18 protein-coding genes are annotated in these 15,928 nt (G+C 69.1%); 9 read left to right on the top strand and 9 right to left on the bottom strand.

Annotation, left to right across the window (positions count from 1 at the left end):
- Window positions 1-84: 84 nt before the first annotated feature.
- The 4 genes from J0F76_RS07125 to J0F76_RS07140 all read right to left on the bottom strand — a co-directional run bounded on the left by J0F76_RS07125 (window position 85) and on the right by J0F76_RS07140 (window position 1,832).
- Window positions 85-417, bottom strand: coding sequence for a DUF2794 domain-containing protein (locus J0F76_RS07125; protein WP_207467377.1), 333 nt, complete (start codon window positions 415-417; stop codon window positions 85-87).
- Between the two features lie 75 nt (window positions 418-492).
- Entirely contained in the window at window positions 493-777 is a 285-nt protein-coding gene (locus J0F76_RS07130; RefSeq protein WP_207467256.1) for an I78 family peptidase inhibitor, read from the bottom strand.
- 5 nt (window positions 778-782) lie between these two features.
- Window positions 783-1,136 (bottom strand): hypothetical protein, encoded by a 354-nt coding sequence (locus J0F76_RS07135; protein ID WP_207467258.1) that lies wholly within the window; start codon window positions 1,134-1,136, stop codon window positions 783-785.
- Between the two features lie 105 nt (window positions 1,137-1,241).
- On the bottom strand, window positions 1,242-1,832 hold the full coding sequence (locus J0F76_RS07140; protein ID WP_341351565.1) for a TetR/AcrR family transcriptional regulator: 591 nt from the start codon (window positions 1,830-1,832) through the stop codon (window positions 1,242-1,244).
- 274 nt (window positions 1,833-2,106) lie between these two features.
- On the opposite strand from J0F76_RS07140, the gene J0F76_RS07145 reads away from it, so the two are divergent.
- Window positions 2,107-3,534 (top strand): Glu/Leu/Phe/Val family dehydrogenase, encoded by a 1,428-nt coding sequence (locus J0F76_RS07145; RefSeq protein ID WP_207467261.1) that lies wholly within the window; start codon window positions 2,107-2,109, stop codon window positions 3,532-3,534.
- Here the strand turns inward: J0F76_RS07145 and J0F76_RS07150 are convergent.
- A complete protein-coding gene (locus tag J0F76_RS07150; RefSeq protein ID WP_207467262.1) occupies window positions 3,513-4,550 on the bottom strand; it encodes an L-threonylcarbamoyladenylate synthase in 1,038 nt (345 codons plus the stop codon). The two genes, J0F76_RS07145 and J0F76_RS07150, sit on opposite strands and share 22 nt — an antisense overlap.
- A gap of 112 nt (window positions 4,551-4,662) precedes the next feature.
- Here J0F76_RS07150 and J0F76_RS07155 point away from each other — a divergent pair, with 112 nt between their 5' ends.
- From J0F76_RS07155 to J0F76_RS07170, 4 genes are read left to right on the top strand one after another with little or no spacing between them, the layout of a single operon-like run.
- Complete coding sequence (locus tag J0F76_RS07155; RefSeq protein ID WP_207467265.1) at window positions 4,663-6,360, top strand: acyl-CoA dehydrogenase family protein; 1,698 nt, start codon at window positions 4,663-4,665, stop codon at window positions 6,358-6,360.
- A complete protein-coding gene (locus tag J0F76_RS07160; RefSeq protein WP_341351568.1) occupies window positions 6,360-7,379 on the top strand; it encodes an MBL fold metallo-hydrolase in 1,020 nt (339 codons plus the stop codon). The genes J0F76_RS07155 and J0F76_RS07160 overlap by 1 nt, the downstream gene beginning before the upstream one ends.
- 54 nt (window positions 7,380-7,433) lie before the next feature.
- Window positions 7,434-7,589, top strand: coding sequence for an aa3-type cytochrome c oxidase subunit IV (locus J0F76_RS07165; RefSeq protein WP_207467267.1), 156 nt, complete (start codon window positions 7,434-7,436; stop codon window positions 7,587-7,589).
- Window positions 7,590-7,605: 16 nt separating this feature from the next.
- Window positions 7,606-8,229 (top strand): hypothetical protein, encoded by a 624-nt coding sequence (locus J0F76_RS07170; protein WP_207467269.1) that lies wholly within the window; start codon window positions 7,606-7,608, stop codon window positions 8,227-8,229.
- On the opposite strand, the gene J0F76_RS07175 is transcribed toward J0F76_RS07170, so the two are convergent.
- Complete coding sequence (locus tag J0F76_RS07175; protein ID WP_207467271.1) at window positions 8,217-8,549, bottom strand: AzlD domain-containing protein; 333 nt, start codon at window positions 8,547-8,549, stop codon at window positions 8,217-8,219. The two genes, J0F76_RS07170 and J0F76_RS07175, sit on opposite strands and share 13 nt — an antisense overlap.
- Complete coding sequence (locus J0F76_RS07180) at window positions 8,546-9,313, bottom strand: AzlC family ABC transporter permease (protein WP_207467273.1); 768 nt, start codon at window positions 9,311-9,313, stop codon at window positions 8,546-8,548. The genes J0F76_RS07175 and J0F76_RS07180 overlap by 4 nt, the downstream gene beginning before the upstream one ends.
- Before the next feature lie 68 nt (window positions 9,314-9,381).
- Here J0F76_RS07180 and J0F76_RS07185 point away from each other — a divergent pair, with 68 nt between their 5' ends.
- Window positions 9,382-9,864 carry a GNAT family N-acetyltransferase gene (locus J0F76_RS07185; protein WP_207467275.1) on the top strand — a complete coding sequence of 161 codons (483 nt, stop codon included), beginning with the start codon at window positions 9,382-9,384 and terminating at the stop codon, window positions 9,862-9,864.
- Between the two features lie 16 nt (window positions 9,865-9,880).
- Here J0F76_RS07185 and J0F76_RS07190 read toward each other — a convergent pair whose 3' ends face one another.
- A complete protein-coding gene (locus J0F76_RS07190) occupies window positions 9,881-10,795 on the bottom strand; it encodes a hypothetical protein (protein WP_207467277.1) in 915 nt (304 codons plus the stop codon).
- Window positions 10,796-10,800: 5 nt separating this feature from the next.
- Complete coding sequence (gene greA, locus J0F76_RS07195) at window positions 10,801-11,271, bottom strand: transcription elongation factor GreA (RefSeq protein ID WP_207467280.1); 471 nt, start codon at window positions 11,269-11,271, stop codon at window positions 10,801-10,803.
- A gap of 245 nt (window positions 11,272-11,516) precedes the next feature.
- Here greA and J0F76_RS07200 point away from each other — a divergent pair, with 245 nt between their 5' ends.
- From J0F76_RS07200 to J0F76_RS07210, 3 genes are all read left to right on the top strand, one after another.
- The gene (locus J0F76_RS07200; protein ID WP_207467282.1) at window positions 11,517-13,172 is read left to right on the top strand and encodes an electron transfer flavoprotein-ubiquinone oxidoreductase; all 1,656 of its coding nucleotides are present in this window, start codon (window positions 11,517-11,519) and stop codon (window positions 13,170-13,172) included.
- 87 nt (window positions 13,173-13,259) lie between these two features.
- A complete protein-coding gene (locus tag J0F76_RS07205) occupies window positions 13,260-15,083 on the top strand; it encodes a tetratricopeptide repeat protein (RefSeq protein WP_242690045.1) in 1,824 nt (607 codons plus the stop codon).
- Between the two features lie 3 nt (window positions 15,084-15,086).
- Entirely contained in the window at window positions 15,087-15,914 is an 828-nt protein-coding gene (locus J0F76_RS07210) for a 4-(cytidine 5'-diphospho)-2-C-methyl-D-erythritol kinase (RefSeq protein WP_207467286.1), read from the top strand.
- Window positions 15,915-15,928: the final 14 nt, after the last annotated feature.

Below are 15,928 nucleotides of genomic sequence, written 5' to 3' on the forward strand. Positions count from 1 at the left end.
CAGACCCCCCATACCTGCCTCAGCAGAAGGGAAGCACATCATAGGCTAGCTGGGAATCCTGAATCTCGATGCCCGCGACATGCTCTAGTCGACCGCGCGGATCAGCGCCTTGTCCAGCACCCGCAGGACCTGGGCCAGGTCGTGCCCGCGCTTCAGGATGCGGCCATCCATGCCGATCACGGCATAGGCGCCCTGGGCCGCACGCAGGCGGGGGCGTTTCTCGATCCGGTAAAGGGGATGTTCCGCCGCGCGGCGGAAGACGCTGAAGACGGCGGCGTCGCGCAGGAAGGACATGGCATAGTCGCGCCATTCGCCCGCCGCGACGAAGCGGCCATAGACCGACAGGATCAGCGACAGTTCCGCCCGGTCGAAGACGACGCGATCAGGGGTGGCATGAAACGGCGGGCCTGCATCCATCATGACAGGATGGTGACAGCCCGCCGTCCGCGTGGCAATGCCGAAATGGCGGCCGGGCGCCGCCCTGGGGCGGGATCAGTAGCAGCTGACCTTTTCGATCCGGCCGGTGCGGCCGTATTCGATGTTCAGGCGGTCGGGCCTGAAGTCGGAGGTCACCGCATCGTCTGGGCCGATCTGGCGGGTGCCGATGGGGAAGGTCATGGCGCCCAGGACCGCGACGGGCTGGCCCACCAGTCCCTGATAGGCCGAGGCGTTGCAGGTATCGGGCGGCGTGTCGGGCAGCGGCTGGGCCGGCATGGGTTCGCAGGCGGCAAGGATGGTGGCGGCCGTCAGCCCCAGCACGAGTGTTCTGGCGTTCATGATGGTCATCCGCAGTCGACGTTGGTGATGATGCCTGCCGCATCCAGGCGGAACACGACGCGGCTGGGGACGTAGTCCTGCGGCTCGATGCCCCGATATTCGACCACCCGGTATTCGCTGGTCACGCCCAGCGTCGGGATGATGCTGCCCGGCTGGCCGATGGCCGACGCGTAGTTCTGGCTGGCGCCGCACAGGTCGGGCTTGCGTTCCGTCAGCCCGGCCACGCCCACCGCCGGTTGCGGGGCCGGCGGCACATAGGCGACGGGCGCGGGGACCGGCGCCGGGGCGGGCGCGGGCGTCATGCAGCCGGACACAAGGGCAGCCGCAAGGCATGTTGACAGGATCGTCGTGGTTTTCATGATTGTCCGTGGTTCCCTCGAAAAGCCCGTCTGTCGCGGGTTTGCGCGGAAGATGATACAGCCCGGGCCGAGGGTTGCAAAGGCGCCGCGCGGGTCACGTTTTCATCATCGCGAGCGGATGCCGCGCTGCATGGCCTGGCGGGGTTCCGGGGCATTGGCGCGCAGGAAAAGGGCTGCCGCCTGTGCGGCGGCGGCGTCGATCGCGGCCCGGGGCTTGCCCAGCAGCATGTGGTCGCGCAGGCCCATGCCCGACAAGGCGACCAGTTGTTCGGCCGCGAGGTTTGCGTCCTCGATCGCCAGAAGCCCGCCTTCGGCCCAGCGGGACAGATGGGGGGCGATGGCATCGCGAAGCAGCCGGGACTGCGTGCCGTGAAAGTTCTTGGACAGGCTGGCAAAGCGCGTCGCCTCGGCCACATGGGCGCGATAAAGGCCGACATGCAGCGGGTCGGTCATCCAGGCCGCAATGCGGACCGTGATCCGGGGAATGCCCTGGTCGGGGCCTGCGCCGGGGTCGATGTCCAGGGTGAAGCGCAGGCGGGCGACCTCGGCCCGCATGGCTTCCTGGAACATCAGCCCCTTGTCGGGGAAATAGCTGTAGAGCGTCGCCTTGGAAACCCGCGCCGCCTGCGCGATGTCATCGACGCTGGCCCCCATGTATCCGTCGCGCAGGAATATGGCCGCGGCACCCTTGACCACCTGCCCGAATTTGCGACCTTGGCTAATGGATTGAGTTCCCGGCATCTCTTCCATCCAGATTGGCTATTCGTAGCATTCTGGCGGGGGCGATCAATCCCTGATTGCGCAACCACGGTCCTCAGCACGCGCGGCGCGGGCGTGCCCGGGTGCCACAGGCAGGCGCCGGGTTTGGCGCGAATGCCTTATTTTTGTTCAAATCGGCCTTGGCACCCGGCGTCCGGCTGGCATAGCTTCCCCTTCGTCACCAACCGGCGTCAGATGTCAGGAGAAGCCGATGACGATCCCCCATACCTCGTTCCGCGACTCGGTCGAGCGGATGTTCACCCATGCGGCGGCCATGATGGACCTGCAGCCCGGCCTGGAGGAAAAGATCCGGGTCTGCAACTCGACCTATACCGTCCGCTTCGGGGTGCGTCTGCGCGGCCAGATCCATACCTTCACCGGCTATCGGTCGGTCCATTCCGAACACATGGAGCCCGTGAAGGGCGGCATCCGCTATTCGCTGGACGTGACCCAGGACGAGGTCGAGGCCCTGGCCGCGCTGATGACCTACAAATGCGCCCTGGTCGAGGTTCCCTTCGGCGGGTCCAAGGGCGGGCTGTGCATCGACCCGCGCGCCTGGAACGAGGACGAGCTGGAGCGGATCACCCGGCGCTTCACCTATGAGCTGTCGCGCCGGAACCTGATTTCCCCGTCGCAGAACGTGCCGGCGCCGGACATGGGGACCGGGGAACGCGAGATGGCCTGGATGGCCGATGCCTACAAGCGTCTGCATCCCGACGACATCAACGCCAAGGCCTGTGTCACCGGCAAGCCGCGCCATGCCGGCGGCATCGAGGGGCGGGTCGAGGCCACCGGCCGGGGCGTGCAATACGCGCTGCGCGAGTTCTTCCGCCACGCGGACGTCATGAAGAAGGCCGGGCTGGAAGGGGGCCTTGCGGGCAAGCGGGTGATCGTGCAGGGCCTGGGCAACGTGGGCTATCACGCGGCGCAGTTCCTGTCGGCCGAGGACAAGGCCCTTGTCACGGGCGTGATCGAGCGCGACGGGGCGATCTCGAACCCGCAGGGCATCAACATCGACGCGCTGCGCGGCCATATCCGCGCGACCGGCGGCATCAAGGGTTTTGCGGGCGGCGATTACCGCGAGAACGGCCTTTCCGCCCTTGAGGATGAATGCGACATCCTGATCCCCGCGGCGGTCGAAAGCGTCATCCACGAGGGCAATGCCGAGCGCATCCGCTGCAAGCTGATCATCGAGGCCGCGAACGGTCCCGTCACTGCCGATGCCGACGAGATCCTGAAGCGCAAGGGGATCGTCATCATCCCCGACATGTATGCCAACGCGGGCGGCGTGACGGTTTCCTATTTCGAATGGGTCAAGAACCTGTCGCAGATCAGCCTGGGCCGGCTGGAACGCCGCCACGAGGAGGCCCGCGCCCGGATGCTGGTCGAGGAGCTGGAGCGGATCTCGGCGGATACGGGCACCAACTTCGAACTGGCGCGGGGCTTCAAGGAGGCCTTCCTGCATGGCGCGGACGAGCTGGACCTGGTCCGGTCGGGCCTGGACGACACCATGCGCGAGGCCTTCAAGAAGATGAAGGACGTGTGGATGTCGAACCCCAGGGTCGATGACATGCGCACCGCGGGCTATGTCGTGGCGATCCGGAGGATCGCCAATGTCTATGGGTCGCTGGGGCTGTAAGGGGGGCAGGGGGGCGCCGCCCCCCGTCCTTCGGACTCCCCCCGGGGTATTTCGGCAACGGAGAAGACCTGGTCCCGCGGGGCGGCGGCGCGGCGCAGGCGGTCGTTGATCGCCGCGCCGAGGCCATGGTCGGGGATCGGGGCCACGGCGATGGGGCGTCCTTCCCGGTCGGCGCGGCGCAGGGTGTCGAACAGGCGGGCCGCGGCCTGCGCCAGGTCGCCGGAGTCGGACAGGCTGAAGGGACCGGGCGCACCGAAGGCGAGGTGGGTCTCGCCCGGGAGGGGATCGGCGGCGTTCAGGCGCAGCGCGGCGTTCGGGGCGTAATGGCTGGTCAGTTGCCCCGGCGCGTTCGGTGCGGAAGGGTCGGCCTGATGGTCCGCCAGGGCGTGGCCGAGGCGGTCGGCGATGGCCTCGGCCGGGACGCCGCCGGGGCGCAGCAGGGTGGCGCGGCCGGACGGCCAGCCGACGATGGTGGATTCGAGGCCCACGGGGCAGGGGCCGGCATCCAGCACGGCGGCGATGCGGCCATCGAGGCCGCCGTCGGGGTCAAGGACGTGATCGGCGCTGCTGGGGCTGATCCGGCCCGAGGCATTGGCGGACGGCGCGGCCAGCGGGCCGGTCAACCGCAGCAGCGCCTGCGCGACGGGATGGGCGGGCACGCGGATCGCCACCGTTGACAGCCCCGCCGTCACCAAGGACGCGATGCCCGCATCCGCGCGCAAGGGCAGCACCATGGTCAGCGCGCCCGGCCAGAAGGCCGCGGCCAGCATCTCGGCCTCGGGGGTGAGGTCTGCGATGGCGCGCGCGGCGGCCAGGTCGGGGACATGGACGATCAGGGGGTTGAAGGACGGGCGGCCCTTCGCCGCGTAGATCGCGGCCACCGCCGTGCCGCTGCGGGCGTCGCCCGCCAGGCCGTAGACCGTCTCGGTCGGGATGGCCACGACCTGGCCCGCCGCCAGCAGGAGTGCCGCGCGCGCCATGCCCATCTGGTCTGGCAACAGTCTTTCGGTCCGCATCCGTGACGCCGGGTTTCGGTTGAGCCTTGTCTCCAGCCTTCTAAGATGGCCGAAAGGTTATTTGATAATCGCGCCGCAATCGATTGCCAAGGCGCCGAGGGAGGGTGTTCACGTGAGTTACAAGGCGCCGGTCGCGCAGATCGACTTCATCCTGAACCATGTCGTGCCGTTCCGCGACCTTGCCGAGACCGCGCGCTTCGCGGAAGCCACGCCGGAAACCGCCGCCGCCATCCTGGCCGAGGCGGGCAAGCTTGCCACCAACGTGCTGGCGCCGCTGAACCGCAGCGGCGACGAAAGCCCGGCGGTGCTGGAAAACGGCCGGGTCCGGTCCTCGCCCGGTTATGCCGAGGGGTTCCGGGCCATCGCCGAGGGCGGCTGGATCGGGCTGGCGGCCGGTCCCGACCATGGCGGCATGGGCCTGCCGCAGGCGCTGAACATGGCCGTGGCCGACATGATGTCGGGCGCCTGCCTGGCCTTGCAGCTGAACCCGCTGCTGACCCAGGGCCAGATCGAGGCGCTGGAGCATCATGCCAGCGACGAGCTGAAGGCGCTGTACCTGCCGAAGCTGATTTCCGGCGAATGGTCGGGCACCATGAACCTGACCGAGCCGGGCGCGGGCAGCGACGTGGGCGCGCTGGTCACGAAGGCGGAACCGAACGGCGACGGCACCTATCGGATCACCGGGCAGAAGATCTTCATCACCTGGGGCGACAGCGACGTGACGGAAAACGTTTGCCACGCCGTGCTGGCCCGCCTGCCCGACGGTGCCAAGGGGACCAAGGGCATCAGCCTGTTCATGGTGCCGAAGTTCATCCCCGACGCGGACGGCAGGCCTGGGGTCGCCAACAGCCTCAAGGTCGTCAGCCTTGAGGAAAAGATGGGCATCCACGGCAGCCCCACCTGCGTCATGAGCTTCGAGGGCGCGACGGGCTGGCTGATCGGCGAGCCGCACAAGGGCATGGCCGCGATGTTCACCATGATGAACTGCGCCCGTCTTGGCGTGGGGATGCAGGGCGTCGGCGTGGCCGAGGCGGCGCTGCAGCAGGCCGTTGCCTATGCCGCCGACCGCAACCAGATGGGCCCGATCATCGGGCACCCGGACGTGCGCCGGATGCTGGCCACGGCCCGGGCCGAGGTCTTTGCCGCCCGCGCCATCGGCCTGGCCTGCGCCACCGCCATCGACATGGCGAGCGCCTCGGGCGATGGGGTCCATGCCGCCCGCGCGGCTTTCCTGACCCCGATCGCCAAGGCCTATGGCACCGATGTCGGCTGCCGCGTGGCAGACATCGGCATCCAGGTCCATGGCGGCATGGGCTATGTCGAGGAGACGGGCGCCGCCCAGTATCTGCGCGACGTGCGCATCACCCCCATCTACGAAGGCACCAACGGCATCCAGGCCATGGATCTGGTCGGCCGCAAGCTGTCGGACGGAGGCGACGCCGCCCTGCGCCTGCTGGACGAGGTCGCGGACGGCGCCAAGCTTGCGCAGGCCGACCATCCGCAATGGGCGAACCAGTTGTGGCAGGCGTCCGAAACGCTGCGCGAGGCGACGCAGGCGCTGCTTGACCGCGACCTGCCGGCGCGCTTTGCGGGCGCGGTTCCCTTCCTGACGGCATTTGCGCGGGTGCTGGGGGGGCTTTACCACCTGCGCGCCGTGCAGGCGGGCGGCGAATCGCATCAGGCTCTGGCCCGCGTGTTCATGGCCCGCGTGCTGCCGCGCCATGCCGCCGACCTGGCCGAGGCCCTGGCGGGTCTGGACGACCTGGCGGGCATCAGCGACGCAGCGCTTGCCGGCGACTCCGCCTCGTGATCGCCTATCCGTTCGACACCCCGCCCGCCGCAGGCGAGGCCGTGACGGTCGCGCCGGGCGTCCTGTGGATGCGCCTGCCCCTGCCGATGGCGCTGGATCACGTCAATGTCTATGCGCTGGAGGAGGGAGACGGCTGGACGCTGGTGGATACCGGCTTCGACACGCCCGCCTCGCGCGAGACATGGGCCGCGCTGCTGGCCGGTCCCTTGGCGGGGCGCCCGGTGCGGCGCGTCATCGGCACGCATCACCACCCCGACCATATCGGCCTGGCGGGCTGGTTCATCGCGCGCGACGGTGCCGAACTGATGATGAGCCGCACCGCCTGGCTGACCGCGCGGATGCTGGTCCTGGACCGGCAGGATCGCGCCAGCCCCGAGGCGCTGGCATTCTGGCGCCGGGCCGGGATGCCTGCCGACCTGCTGGCCCAGCGCGCGGCGGAACGGCCGTTCAACTTCGCCGACGTGGTCCATCCGCTGCCGCTTGGCTTCACGCGGCTGGTGGATGGCCAGCAGGTCTCCTTCGGCAACCGGCGCTGGCGCATCGCCATGGGTCACGGCCATGCGCCCTGTCATGCTACCTTCTGGTCGCTGGACGACGGGCTGGTGATCGGGGGCGACCAGTTGCTTCCCTCGATCTCGCCCAACCTGGGTGTCTATCCGACCGAGCCCGAGGCCGATCCGGTCGGGGAATGGCTGGAAAGCTGCACCCGGATGCTGGAACTGGCGCAGGCCCGCCATCTGGTGCTGCCCGGTCACAAGCTGCCCTTCACGGGCCTGCCCACGCGGCTGCGGCAGTTGATCGACAACCACCACGGGGCGCTGGACCGGATGACCGCCGCCCTGCGCGGCGGCCCGCGAACGGCGGTCGGCTGCTTCGACATCCTGTTCAAGCGGCGCATCGGCGCGCCCGAATTCGGCCTGGCCCTGGTCGAGGCGGTCGCCCATGTGAACCACCTGCGGCAGCAGGGCGTGGTGACGGCCGTGGGACAACAGGATGACGCCGTGCTGTGGGGGGCGTGACAGGACAGGCGGGATCAGTTATCGCAAGGGCAAAGCGGACAGGAGGAACGGGCTATGGCCACGCATCACCACGAGATCACCGAGCACAAGATCGGCACCATGGACATCACGGAACAGCAGCGCACTTTCGCGGGCTTCATCAAGTTCGCCACCTGGGTCGCGATCCTGTCGATCCTGGTTCTGATCTTCATGGCTCTGGTCAACAGCTGATCGGGACATCATTCTCATGAAAAGACGGGTCTTCCTGGCAGCGACGCTGCCTGCCGCCCTGGCTGCCTGCGGCGCGCAGAAAGTCTGGGATTCCGACGAGGAACTGCGGGCCGCCTATTTCGTCTCGCCGGAACCGCCGTCGATCACGCTTCTGACCGTGATCGGCATTCCGCGCGGCGAGGGCGGGCATTCGGGGCTGATGATCAACGGCAGCCAGCGCGTCGTCTATGACCCGGCCGGAAGCTGGCAGCATCCGCGCATTCCCGAACGCAACGACGTGCTGTACGGCATCAACGACAACTTCAAGAACTTCTATCTCGATTACCACGCCCGCAAGACCTATTGGGTGGCCGAGGATACCGTGATTGTCAGCCGGGAAGTCGCCGATGCCGCGATCCGGTCGGTCGAGACGCAGGGCGCGTCGCCCAAAAGCTATTGCGCGGTGAACACCGGCAAGGCCTTGAGCCGCGTGCCGGGGTTTGAAAACGCGCCGACCGGCTTCAGCCCGATCCGGCTGCGCAACTGGTTCCTGACGCTGCCGGGCGTGCAGTCCAAGCGCCACATGGACGGCGATCCGGCCAACAACCACGACGTGCTGCTGCGCCAGAAGGACGGGCAGATCGTCGGCTACAACATGTAAAGCAGGCCGAACAGCGTGATCGCCCCCGCAAGGATGGCAAGGATCACGTTCTTGGTCAGCAGGCCGACCGCCACGGTTGCCATGGCGGCGGCCATCCGCGCCGGATCGGGCTGGCCCCCGGTCGCCGCCGGCCAGACCACCAGCGGCGCGACCAGGGCGGGCAGCACCGCGACCGGCGTGTAGCGCAGCATCCGCAGCACCCAGGACGGCAGGTCGCGGTTGCCCAGCGCGCCCAGGAAGGACCAGCGGATCAGGAAGGTGCCGATCCCCAGCACCACGATCACCAGCCAGACGGTCGCGTCGGATGTCCCGTTCGTCATGCCCGCGCCCTCCGCTCGGCCGCGATCTCGACAAGCGCGCCGGCCACCATGCCCAGGGGGGCCGCGATCAGCAGACCCAGGCCCGACGGCAGGCCCGCCAGCGCCAGCGACGCCAGCACCGCCACGAAGCAGGCCGCCATGTGGGCCGGGGTGCGCAGCATCGGCGCGATCATCGCCAGAAAGGTGATCGGCATCGCGAAATCCAGGGCGATGTCGTCCGGAATGGCCTGGCCCAGCGTGGCGCCGACCCAGGACGACACCATCCAGGACGGGCAGACGACCGCCACGACCCCCGCGAAGAAGGCAAGGCGCTGCGGAAGCCCCAGTCCGGGGTTGCGCTCGTATTCCTGGATGGACAGCGCATAGCTCTGATCGACCAGGGCATAGGCGATGCCTGCCTTTTGCGCGGTCGTGGCGCCCCTCAGCCACGGCACGAGCGAGGCCGAATACATCGCCATCCGCAGGTTCACGGCCAGGCAGGACAGGATCACGATGATCGTGGGCGCATTGTCCCCCAGAAGCTGGACGGCGGTGAACTGCGATGCCCCCGCAAGCACCAGGATCGAGAAGCCCATCGCCTGCGCGACATCCAGGCCCGCTTCCAGCGCCACGACCCCGAACAGAAGGCCGAAGGGAACCATGACCACCAGGAAGGGCAGCGACTGGATGGTGCCGCGCCAGAACGCCTCGCGCACGGTGCGCGAGGAGCCGTCTTCGGCAAGGGCCTGCCGGGTCGCGGGACGGGGAAGGGGGGTGGGGGACATGGGGCTTTCGCTTCGGACGGGATCGCGGCACCTTGCTTTGCACGACGCGCAATCAGTGGCAAGGCCGGGTGCAGATCACGACTCCCATTCCCGACCGGCATCTGGCCCAAGCGGCGCGCCTGTGGGGGCGGGCCTTCGTGCCGGGGGCGGGGGCCATGACGCCCCGCATCCGGCCATGCCACGGCATCGCGGCGATCGGCGCCGACGGCCTTCTGGGCGGGGTGGCGGGGTTTCGCGACCAGGATGGCGGATTGCTGGCCGATCTGCCCTTGTTGGCGCGGCTGCTGTTCAGGTCCGCGCCGCCCACGGCCGATCTGGTCATCGACGGCATCGTCGTGGCCTGCCCGCGCAAGGGCATCGGCCGGGCCTTGCTGCAGGAAGCGGCGGCCCTTGCCCTTGGGTCCGGCCGCCCCGGCCTGCGGGCCGAGGTGGCCCTGCGCAACCGTTCGGCGATGGCCTTCTATGCGGCTGCCGGCTTTGTCGAGATCGGGCGCGGACGCTATGGCTGGCCCTGGTCCGGGCCGGTCGCGATCCTGCGCCGGCCGGTCTGATCCTGCGCCGTGCCGTTCAGCCGAAGACCCCGGCGATCCGGCCCAGCAGCATGAAGGCGCGAGCGGACCGGGTTTCGGCCAGGACGGCGATCTGCGCGTCGTCCATCTGCGGCAGGTGCCGCGTCAGCATGGCGTCGAAATGGCGCAGGAAATGCTGGGCGGTGTCGCGGAAGATCTCGTCCCGGTGCAACAGGGCCGCGGCCGTGTCCAGCGCCTGCCGGTCGTGGATGCCCCCCAAGGCCGCCACCGCGCTGCCCCGCGCGCCTTCGGCAAAGCGGCGCCAGGTCCCGACGGGGGCCGATTCGGGCGGCAGGTCGTCCATGTAGAGATCCTGGCCGGCAAGCAGCGTCACCACGTCCTGCGCGGCGCGCAGCACGCGGGCGTGATCGCCGTCCTGCAGCACCAGGCGCAGCGCGGCGATCGCCACCGAATCATCGGGCCCATCGGGAAAGTTCAATGCCCGGATCAGCGTTTCCGCGTCGATTTCCGGCGCCGGCGGTTCGGCGGCGCGCGGGGCGGTCTGACGGGCCTCGGCAGGGCGCGGCGCGGGCCGAGCAGCGGGAACGGGCGCGCGAGACTGCGGTTCCGGCTCTCCGATCACCTCGGCTTCCGGCGCGGCGCGGGGTGGCGGGGCGCCGCGCGTGGTCGCCATGTCGCGCAACTGCCCAAGGCGCTGGCGCAGATCCTCGGCCTCGGCCCGCAGCACGGCAATGGCCCGCGCCGTCCTGACCGCCAGCCAGATCAGCGCCAGGGGCAGGATCGTCGCCATGATGACCGCAAGGCGGATGATGCCGCCCTGGGCACCCTCGCCGCCCGGGGCCAGCAGCCAGAACAGCGCGACCAGGAACAGCCAGACACCGCTCAGCACGATGCCGGTGGTGGTGATGGCGTCCCGTTGGGCCAGGGTGGCGATCCGTGCGACCAGCGACATCGTCTTCACTCGTAGCGGATCGCGAGGATCTCGTAGCTGCGCTGACCCCCCGGCGTCGTGACCTCGACGCTGTCGCCCACGTCCTTGCCGATCAGGGCGCGGGCCAGCGGCGAGCGGATGTTCAACAGCCCGCGCTCGATATCCGCCTCGGCCTCGCCCACGATCTGGTAGGTGCGCTCCTCGTCGGTATCCTCGTCCACCAGGTTGACGATGGCGCCGAACTTGACCGATCCCGACAGCTTCGAGGTGTCGATCTGCTCGGCCCGCGACAGGATCGATTCCAGCTCCTTGATGCGGCCTTCGATGAAGCCCTGCTTTTCGCGGGCGGCGTGGTATTCGGCGTTTTCGGACAGGTCGCCATGCTCGCGCGCCTCGGCGATCTGGCGGATGATCGCGGGACGTTCCTTCGACTTCAGCTCGCCCAGTTCGCGTTCCAGCGCGGCAAAGCCGCTGCGGGTCATCGGAATCTTGTCCATCGCTGCCCAATCCTCTGCGGGATGCAATCCGTTGCGGGATGCGGTTATCGTCAACTGCTAAGGCAACGCCCCTGCCATTCGGATGGCAGGGGCGTGGGCCTTGTTGTCGGCAACGTGCCCCAGAATGCCGCGTCTTTGCAAGCCCGCGCGCGGTGAGGATGGCAGTTTTTGGCCGTCGCGTCAGGATTGCCGCGATGCGGCAGAACCGTTACATCCTGACAAAGCCAGCAAGGGGGAGCCGCGCCATGACCGACACGACACCGATCGAACGCGAGGCGATGGAGTATGACGTGGTGATCGTGGGGGCGGGTCCGTCGGGCCTGTCGGCGGCGATCCGATGCAAGCAGATCGACCCGGACCTGTCTGTGGTGGTGCTGGAAAAGGGCTCGGAGGTCGGCGCGCATATCCTGTCGGGGGCGGTGCTGGACCCGGTCGGGCTGGACCGGCTGATCCCCGACTGGCGGGACAAGGGTGCCCCGGTCCGCACCGCGGTGACCGACGACAACTTCTATGTCCTGGGCGAGGCGGGGCAGGTGCGGGTGCCCAACTGGCCGATGCCGCGGCTGATGAACAACCACGGCAACTTTATCGTCTCGATGGGCAGCGTCTGCCGCTGGCTGGCCGAACAGGCCGAGGCGCTCGGCGTCGAGATCTTCCCCGGCATGGCGGCATCCCAGGTCGTCTGGGACGGTGATCGCGTGCGTGGCGTGGTCGCGGGCGAGATGGGGCTGCAGTCGGACGGCACGCCCGGCCCGCACTACGAGCCCGGCATGGAGCTGCACGGCAAGTATGTCTTCATCGGCGAGGGCGTGCGCGGGTCGCTGGCCAAGGAGATCATCAACCGCCTGAAGCTGTCGGACGGCCACGAGCCGCAGAAATACGGCCTCGGCATGAAGGAGATCTGGGAGGTCGCCCCCGAGAAGTTCCAGAAGGGCCGGGTGGTCCACACCATGGGCTGGCCCCTGGGCAAGAACGCCGGCGGCGGCAGCTTCATCTACCACTACGAGGACAACCTGGTGATGGTGGGCTTCGTGGTGCATCTGAACTACGAGAACCCGTATCTGTATCCCTACATGGAGTTCCAGCGCTTCAAGCACCACCCGATGGTGGCCGAGCTGCTGGAGGGGGGCAAGCGCATCTCCTACGGCGCGCGCGCGATCAGCGAGGGCGGCTGGCAGTCGCTGCCGGAACTGAGCTTCAACGGCGGCGTGCTCTTGGGCTGCTCGGCGGGCATGGTCAACGTGCCGCGCATCAAGGGCAACCACAACGCCATGATCTCGGGGATCGAGGCTGCCGAGGCGGCGGCGGCGGCGATTGCCGCAGGGCGCGAGGGCGACCGGCTGACCGACTATGACACCGCCGTGCGCACGGGCGCGATCGGCCAGGACCTGAAAAAGGTCCGCAACGTCAAGCCGGCCTGGTCGCGCTACGGGCTATGGCCGTCGCTGGTCCTTGGCGGCATGGACATGTGGGGGGCGGGTCTGACCGGGCGCAACATCCTGCGGACCTGGAAGCACGGCAAGACGGATGCCGAGGCCACCGGCAAGGCGGCGAAGTTCAAGCCCATCGACTATCCCAAGCCCGACGGCAAGCTCAGCTTCGACCGGCTGACCAACGTGGCGTTCTCCTTCACCAACCACGAGGAAAGCCAGCCCTGCCACCTGAAGCTGAAGGACCCTACGGTGCCGATCCGGGTGAACCTGCCCGAATATGCCGAGCCCGCGCAGCGCTACTGCCCGGCCGGGGTCTACGAGGTGGTCGAGGAGGCCAACGGCCCGCGCTTCGTGATCAACTTCCAGAACTGCGTCCACTGCAAGACCTGCGACATCAAGGACCCGTCGCAGAACATCGTCTGGACCACGCCCCAAGGCGGAGACGGGCCGAACTACCCGAATATGTGATCGGAGGGGCGGGCGCTGGCGTTGCCCCCTGTCCGGCGTCGCGCTAGGGTCGGTTGCAACGATTTTGTGATCTCCGGGATGGAACCCTTGACCCTGACCCGTCCGAATCTGCCCCTGATCGCTGCCCTTCTGGCGGCGCTGTCGCTGCCTGCGCAGGCCCAGGACCGGCCCGAGCCGCGCCCCGAGGGGGACACCCCGGCCGCCGCGCCCGAGGCCGAGGCGCCAGCCTCCGACCCTGCGCCGCTGACCTTCGGCCTTGCCGGACCGTTCCTGGCCGCGCGCATGGCGACGGTGGAAAACGACTTCCAGGCCGCCGCGCGCTTTTTCGTGCAGGCCGTGGCGCATGATCCGCAGGACCGCTTCCTGCAGGACAGCGCCCTGGTCGCGCTGGTGTCGGCGGGCGAGATCGACCGGGCGGTCCAGCTTGCCAACCGCATCGGCAGCGATGGCGAGCCGACCGAACTGTCGCGCCTGATCCATCGTGCCAATCTGGTCCATGGGGGCGACTGGGCAGGGCTGCTGGCCGATGTCGGCACCCCCACCGACATGGAGTCGGAGGCAGACCTGCTGGCCGGGATGCTGCGGGGCTGGGGCCTTCTGGGCGCCGGCAAGGCATCCGAGGCCCTGGCCGAGTTCGAGCGGCTGGCCAAGCTGGACGGCGTCGCGCCGATGGTGAACTATCACCTGGCGCTGGCCCGGGCCTTGGTCGGCGACTACGAGGGGGCCGAGGCGCTGCTGGCCGATGAAACCACCGGCGCGCATATCCTGGGCTTTGCCGCCCGCGCCCAGATCCTTGCCCAGCTTGAACGCCGCGACGAAGCCGTCGCCATGATCGAGGCGATCCCCGGCATCGAGGCCGAGCCGCAGCTTCTGGCGCTGCGCGACTGGCTGAAGGCCAAGCAGCCCGTGGCCTTCGACGTGGTCAAGACGCCTGCGGACGGCATCGCGCAGGTCTTCCTGACCTTTGCCTCGGCCCTGGCCTCCAGCGCCGACCCCGAGCCCTTGTCGCTGATCCATGCCCGGCTGGCCGTCTGGCTGTCGCCCGACACCGCCGAGGCGCGGCTGATGGCCGCGCAGATCCTGCAGGAACGCCAGCAGTTCGACCTGGCCGAACCCGAATTCGACGCGCTGCGCCGCATGGGCCAGATGCGTCCCGCCGCCGAACTGGCGCGCATCGACACGCTGTCCCGCGCGGGCCGCACGGACGAGGCGGGCAAGGCCGCCCTGTCGCTGACCGCCGCCTATCCCGACCTGCCCCAGGCGTGGATCGCCCTTGGCGACCTGTTGCGCCAGCAGGAAAAGTTCGCCCAGGCCGTGCCCGCCTATGACAAGGCCCTGGCGCTTCTCGAGGATGCGCCCGCCGATGCGCGGTGGTTCCCCCTTTACGCGCGCGGCATCGCGCTGGAACGGTCCAAGCAGTTCGACCGCGCCGAAGCCGATTTCCTGGCCGCCATCGAGATTCGCCCCGAGCAGGCCAGCCTGCTGAACTATCTGGGCTACAGCTGGATCGACCGGAACGAGAATCTGGACCGCGCCCTGGCGCTGATCCAGAAGGCGGTCGAGCTGTCTCCCGAGGACGGCTATATCCTCGATTCGCTGGCTTGGGCCTATTACCGGCTGGGCCGCTACCAGGAGGCGGTGGCCCCCATGGAGGCCGCCATCCTGACCATGTCGCAGGACCCGCTGGTCAACGACCACCTGGGCGACATCTACTGGAAGGTCGGCCGCCACCGCGAGGCCGAGATCCAGTGGCGCCGCGCCCTGTCGCTGGAGCCGACCGAGACCGACGACGTCGATCCCGACCGGATCCGCGCCAAGCTGGACAGGGGCCTGGACGCCGTCCTGGCCGAGGAAGCGGCGGCGGGAACGCCGGAAACCCCCGCGCCCGCGCCGCAGGCCGCCGCGAACTAGGCGATGCCCCCTGTCATCGAGGCCGCGCCAGCCAAGCTGAACCTTGCGCTGCATGTCACCGGACGCCGTGCGGACGGCTATCACCTGCTGGATTCGCTGGTGGCTTTCGCCGGGGTGGGCGACGTGGTGACGCTGGAACCCGGCCCCCTGTCCCTGCGGATCGAGGGGCCGTTCGCGCCGGGCCTGCCTGTCGGCGACGACAACCTGTGCCTGCGCGCGGCGCGGCTTGCGGGCGGTAAGGCCAGCATCATCCTGACCAAGAACCTGCCGGTCGCCTCCGGCATCGGCGGCGGCTCGGCCGATGCGGCGGCGGTGCTGCGCGGGCTGGCCCGCATGGGCCATGCGCTGCCCCCGGGCACCGAACGGCTGGGCGCGGATGTGCCGGTCTGCCTGACCTCGACCCCCGCCCGGATGCAGGGGGTGGGAGAGATCGTCACGCCCCTGCCGCCCTTGCCCACCATCCCGCTGGTGCTGGTCAATCCGGGCGTGGCGGTGCCGACGCCGCAGGTCTTTGCCGCCATGGACCGGCGCGACAATCCGGCCCTGCCGCCCGTCCCGCACCTTGCCAGTCTTGCCGACCTGGCGTCCTGGCTGGCGGGCACGCGCAACGACCTGGAGCCTGCCGCCCTGTCCATCGCGCCCCCGATCGGGCAGGTTCTGGACGCCCTGCGCGCCAGCGGGGCCGCTTTCGCGCGCATGTCCGGGTCGGGGGCGACCTGCTTCGGCCTTTACGACAGCGCCGGCCGAGCCCGGATTGCCGCCACGGCGTTGAAACAGCATGGCTGGTGGGCGGTCGCGACGGAACTGGCACCCTTGCCTGCGCCCCGCTAGACTGCCGCGAAACT

The organism is Paracoccus fontiphilus (assembly GCF_017356265.1).
Taxonomy (GTDB): domain Bacteria; phylum Pseudomonadota; class Alphaproteobacteria; order Rhodobacterales; family Rhodobacteraceae; genus Paracoccus; species Paracoccus fontiphilus.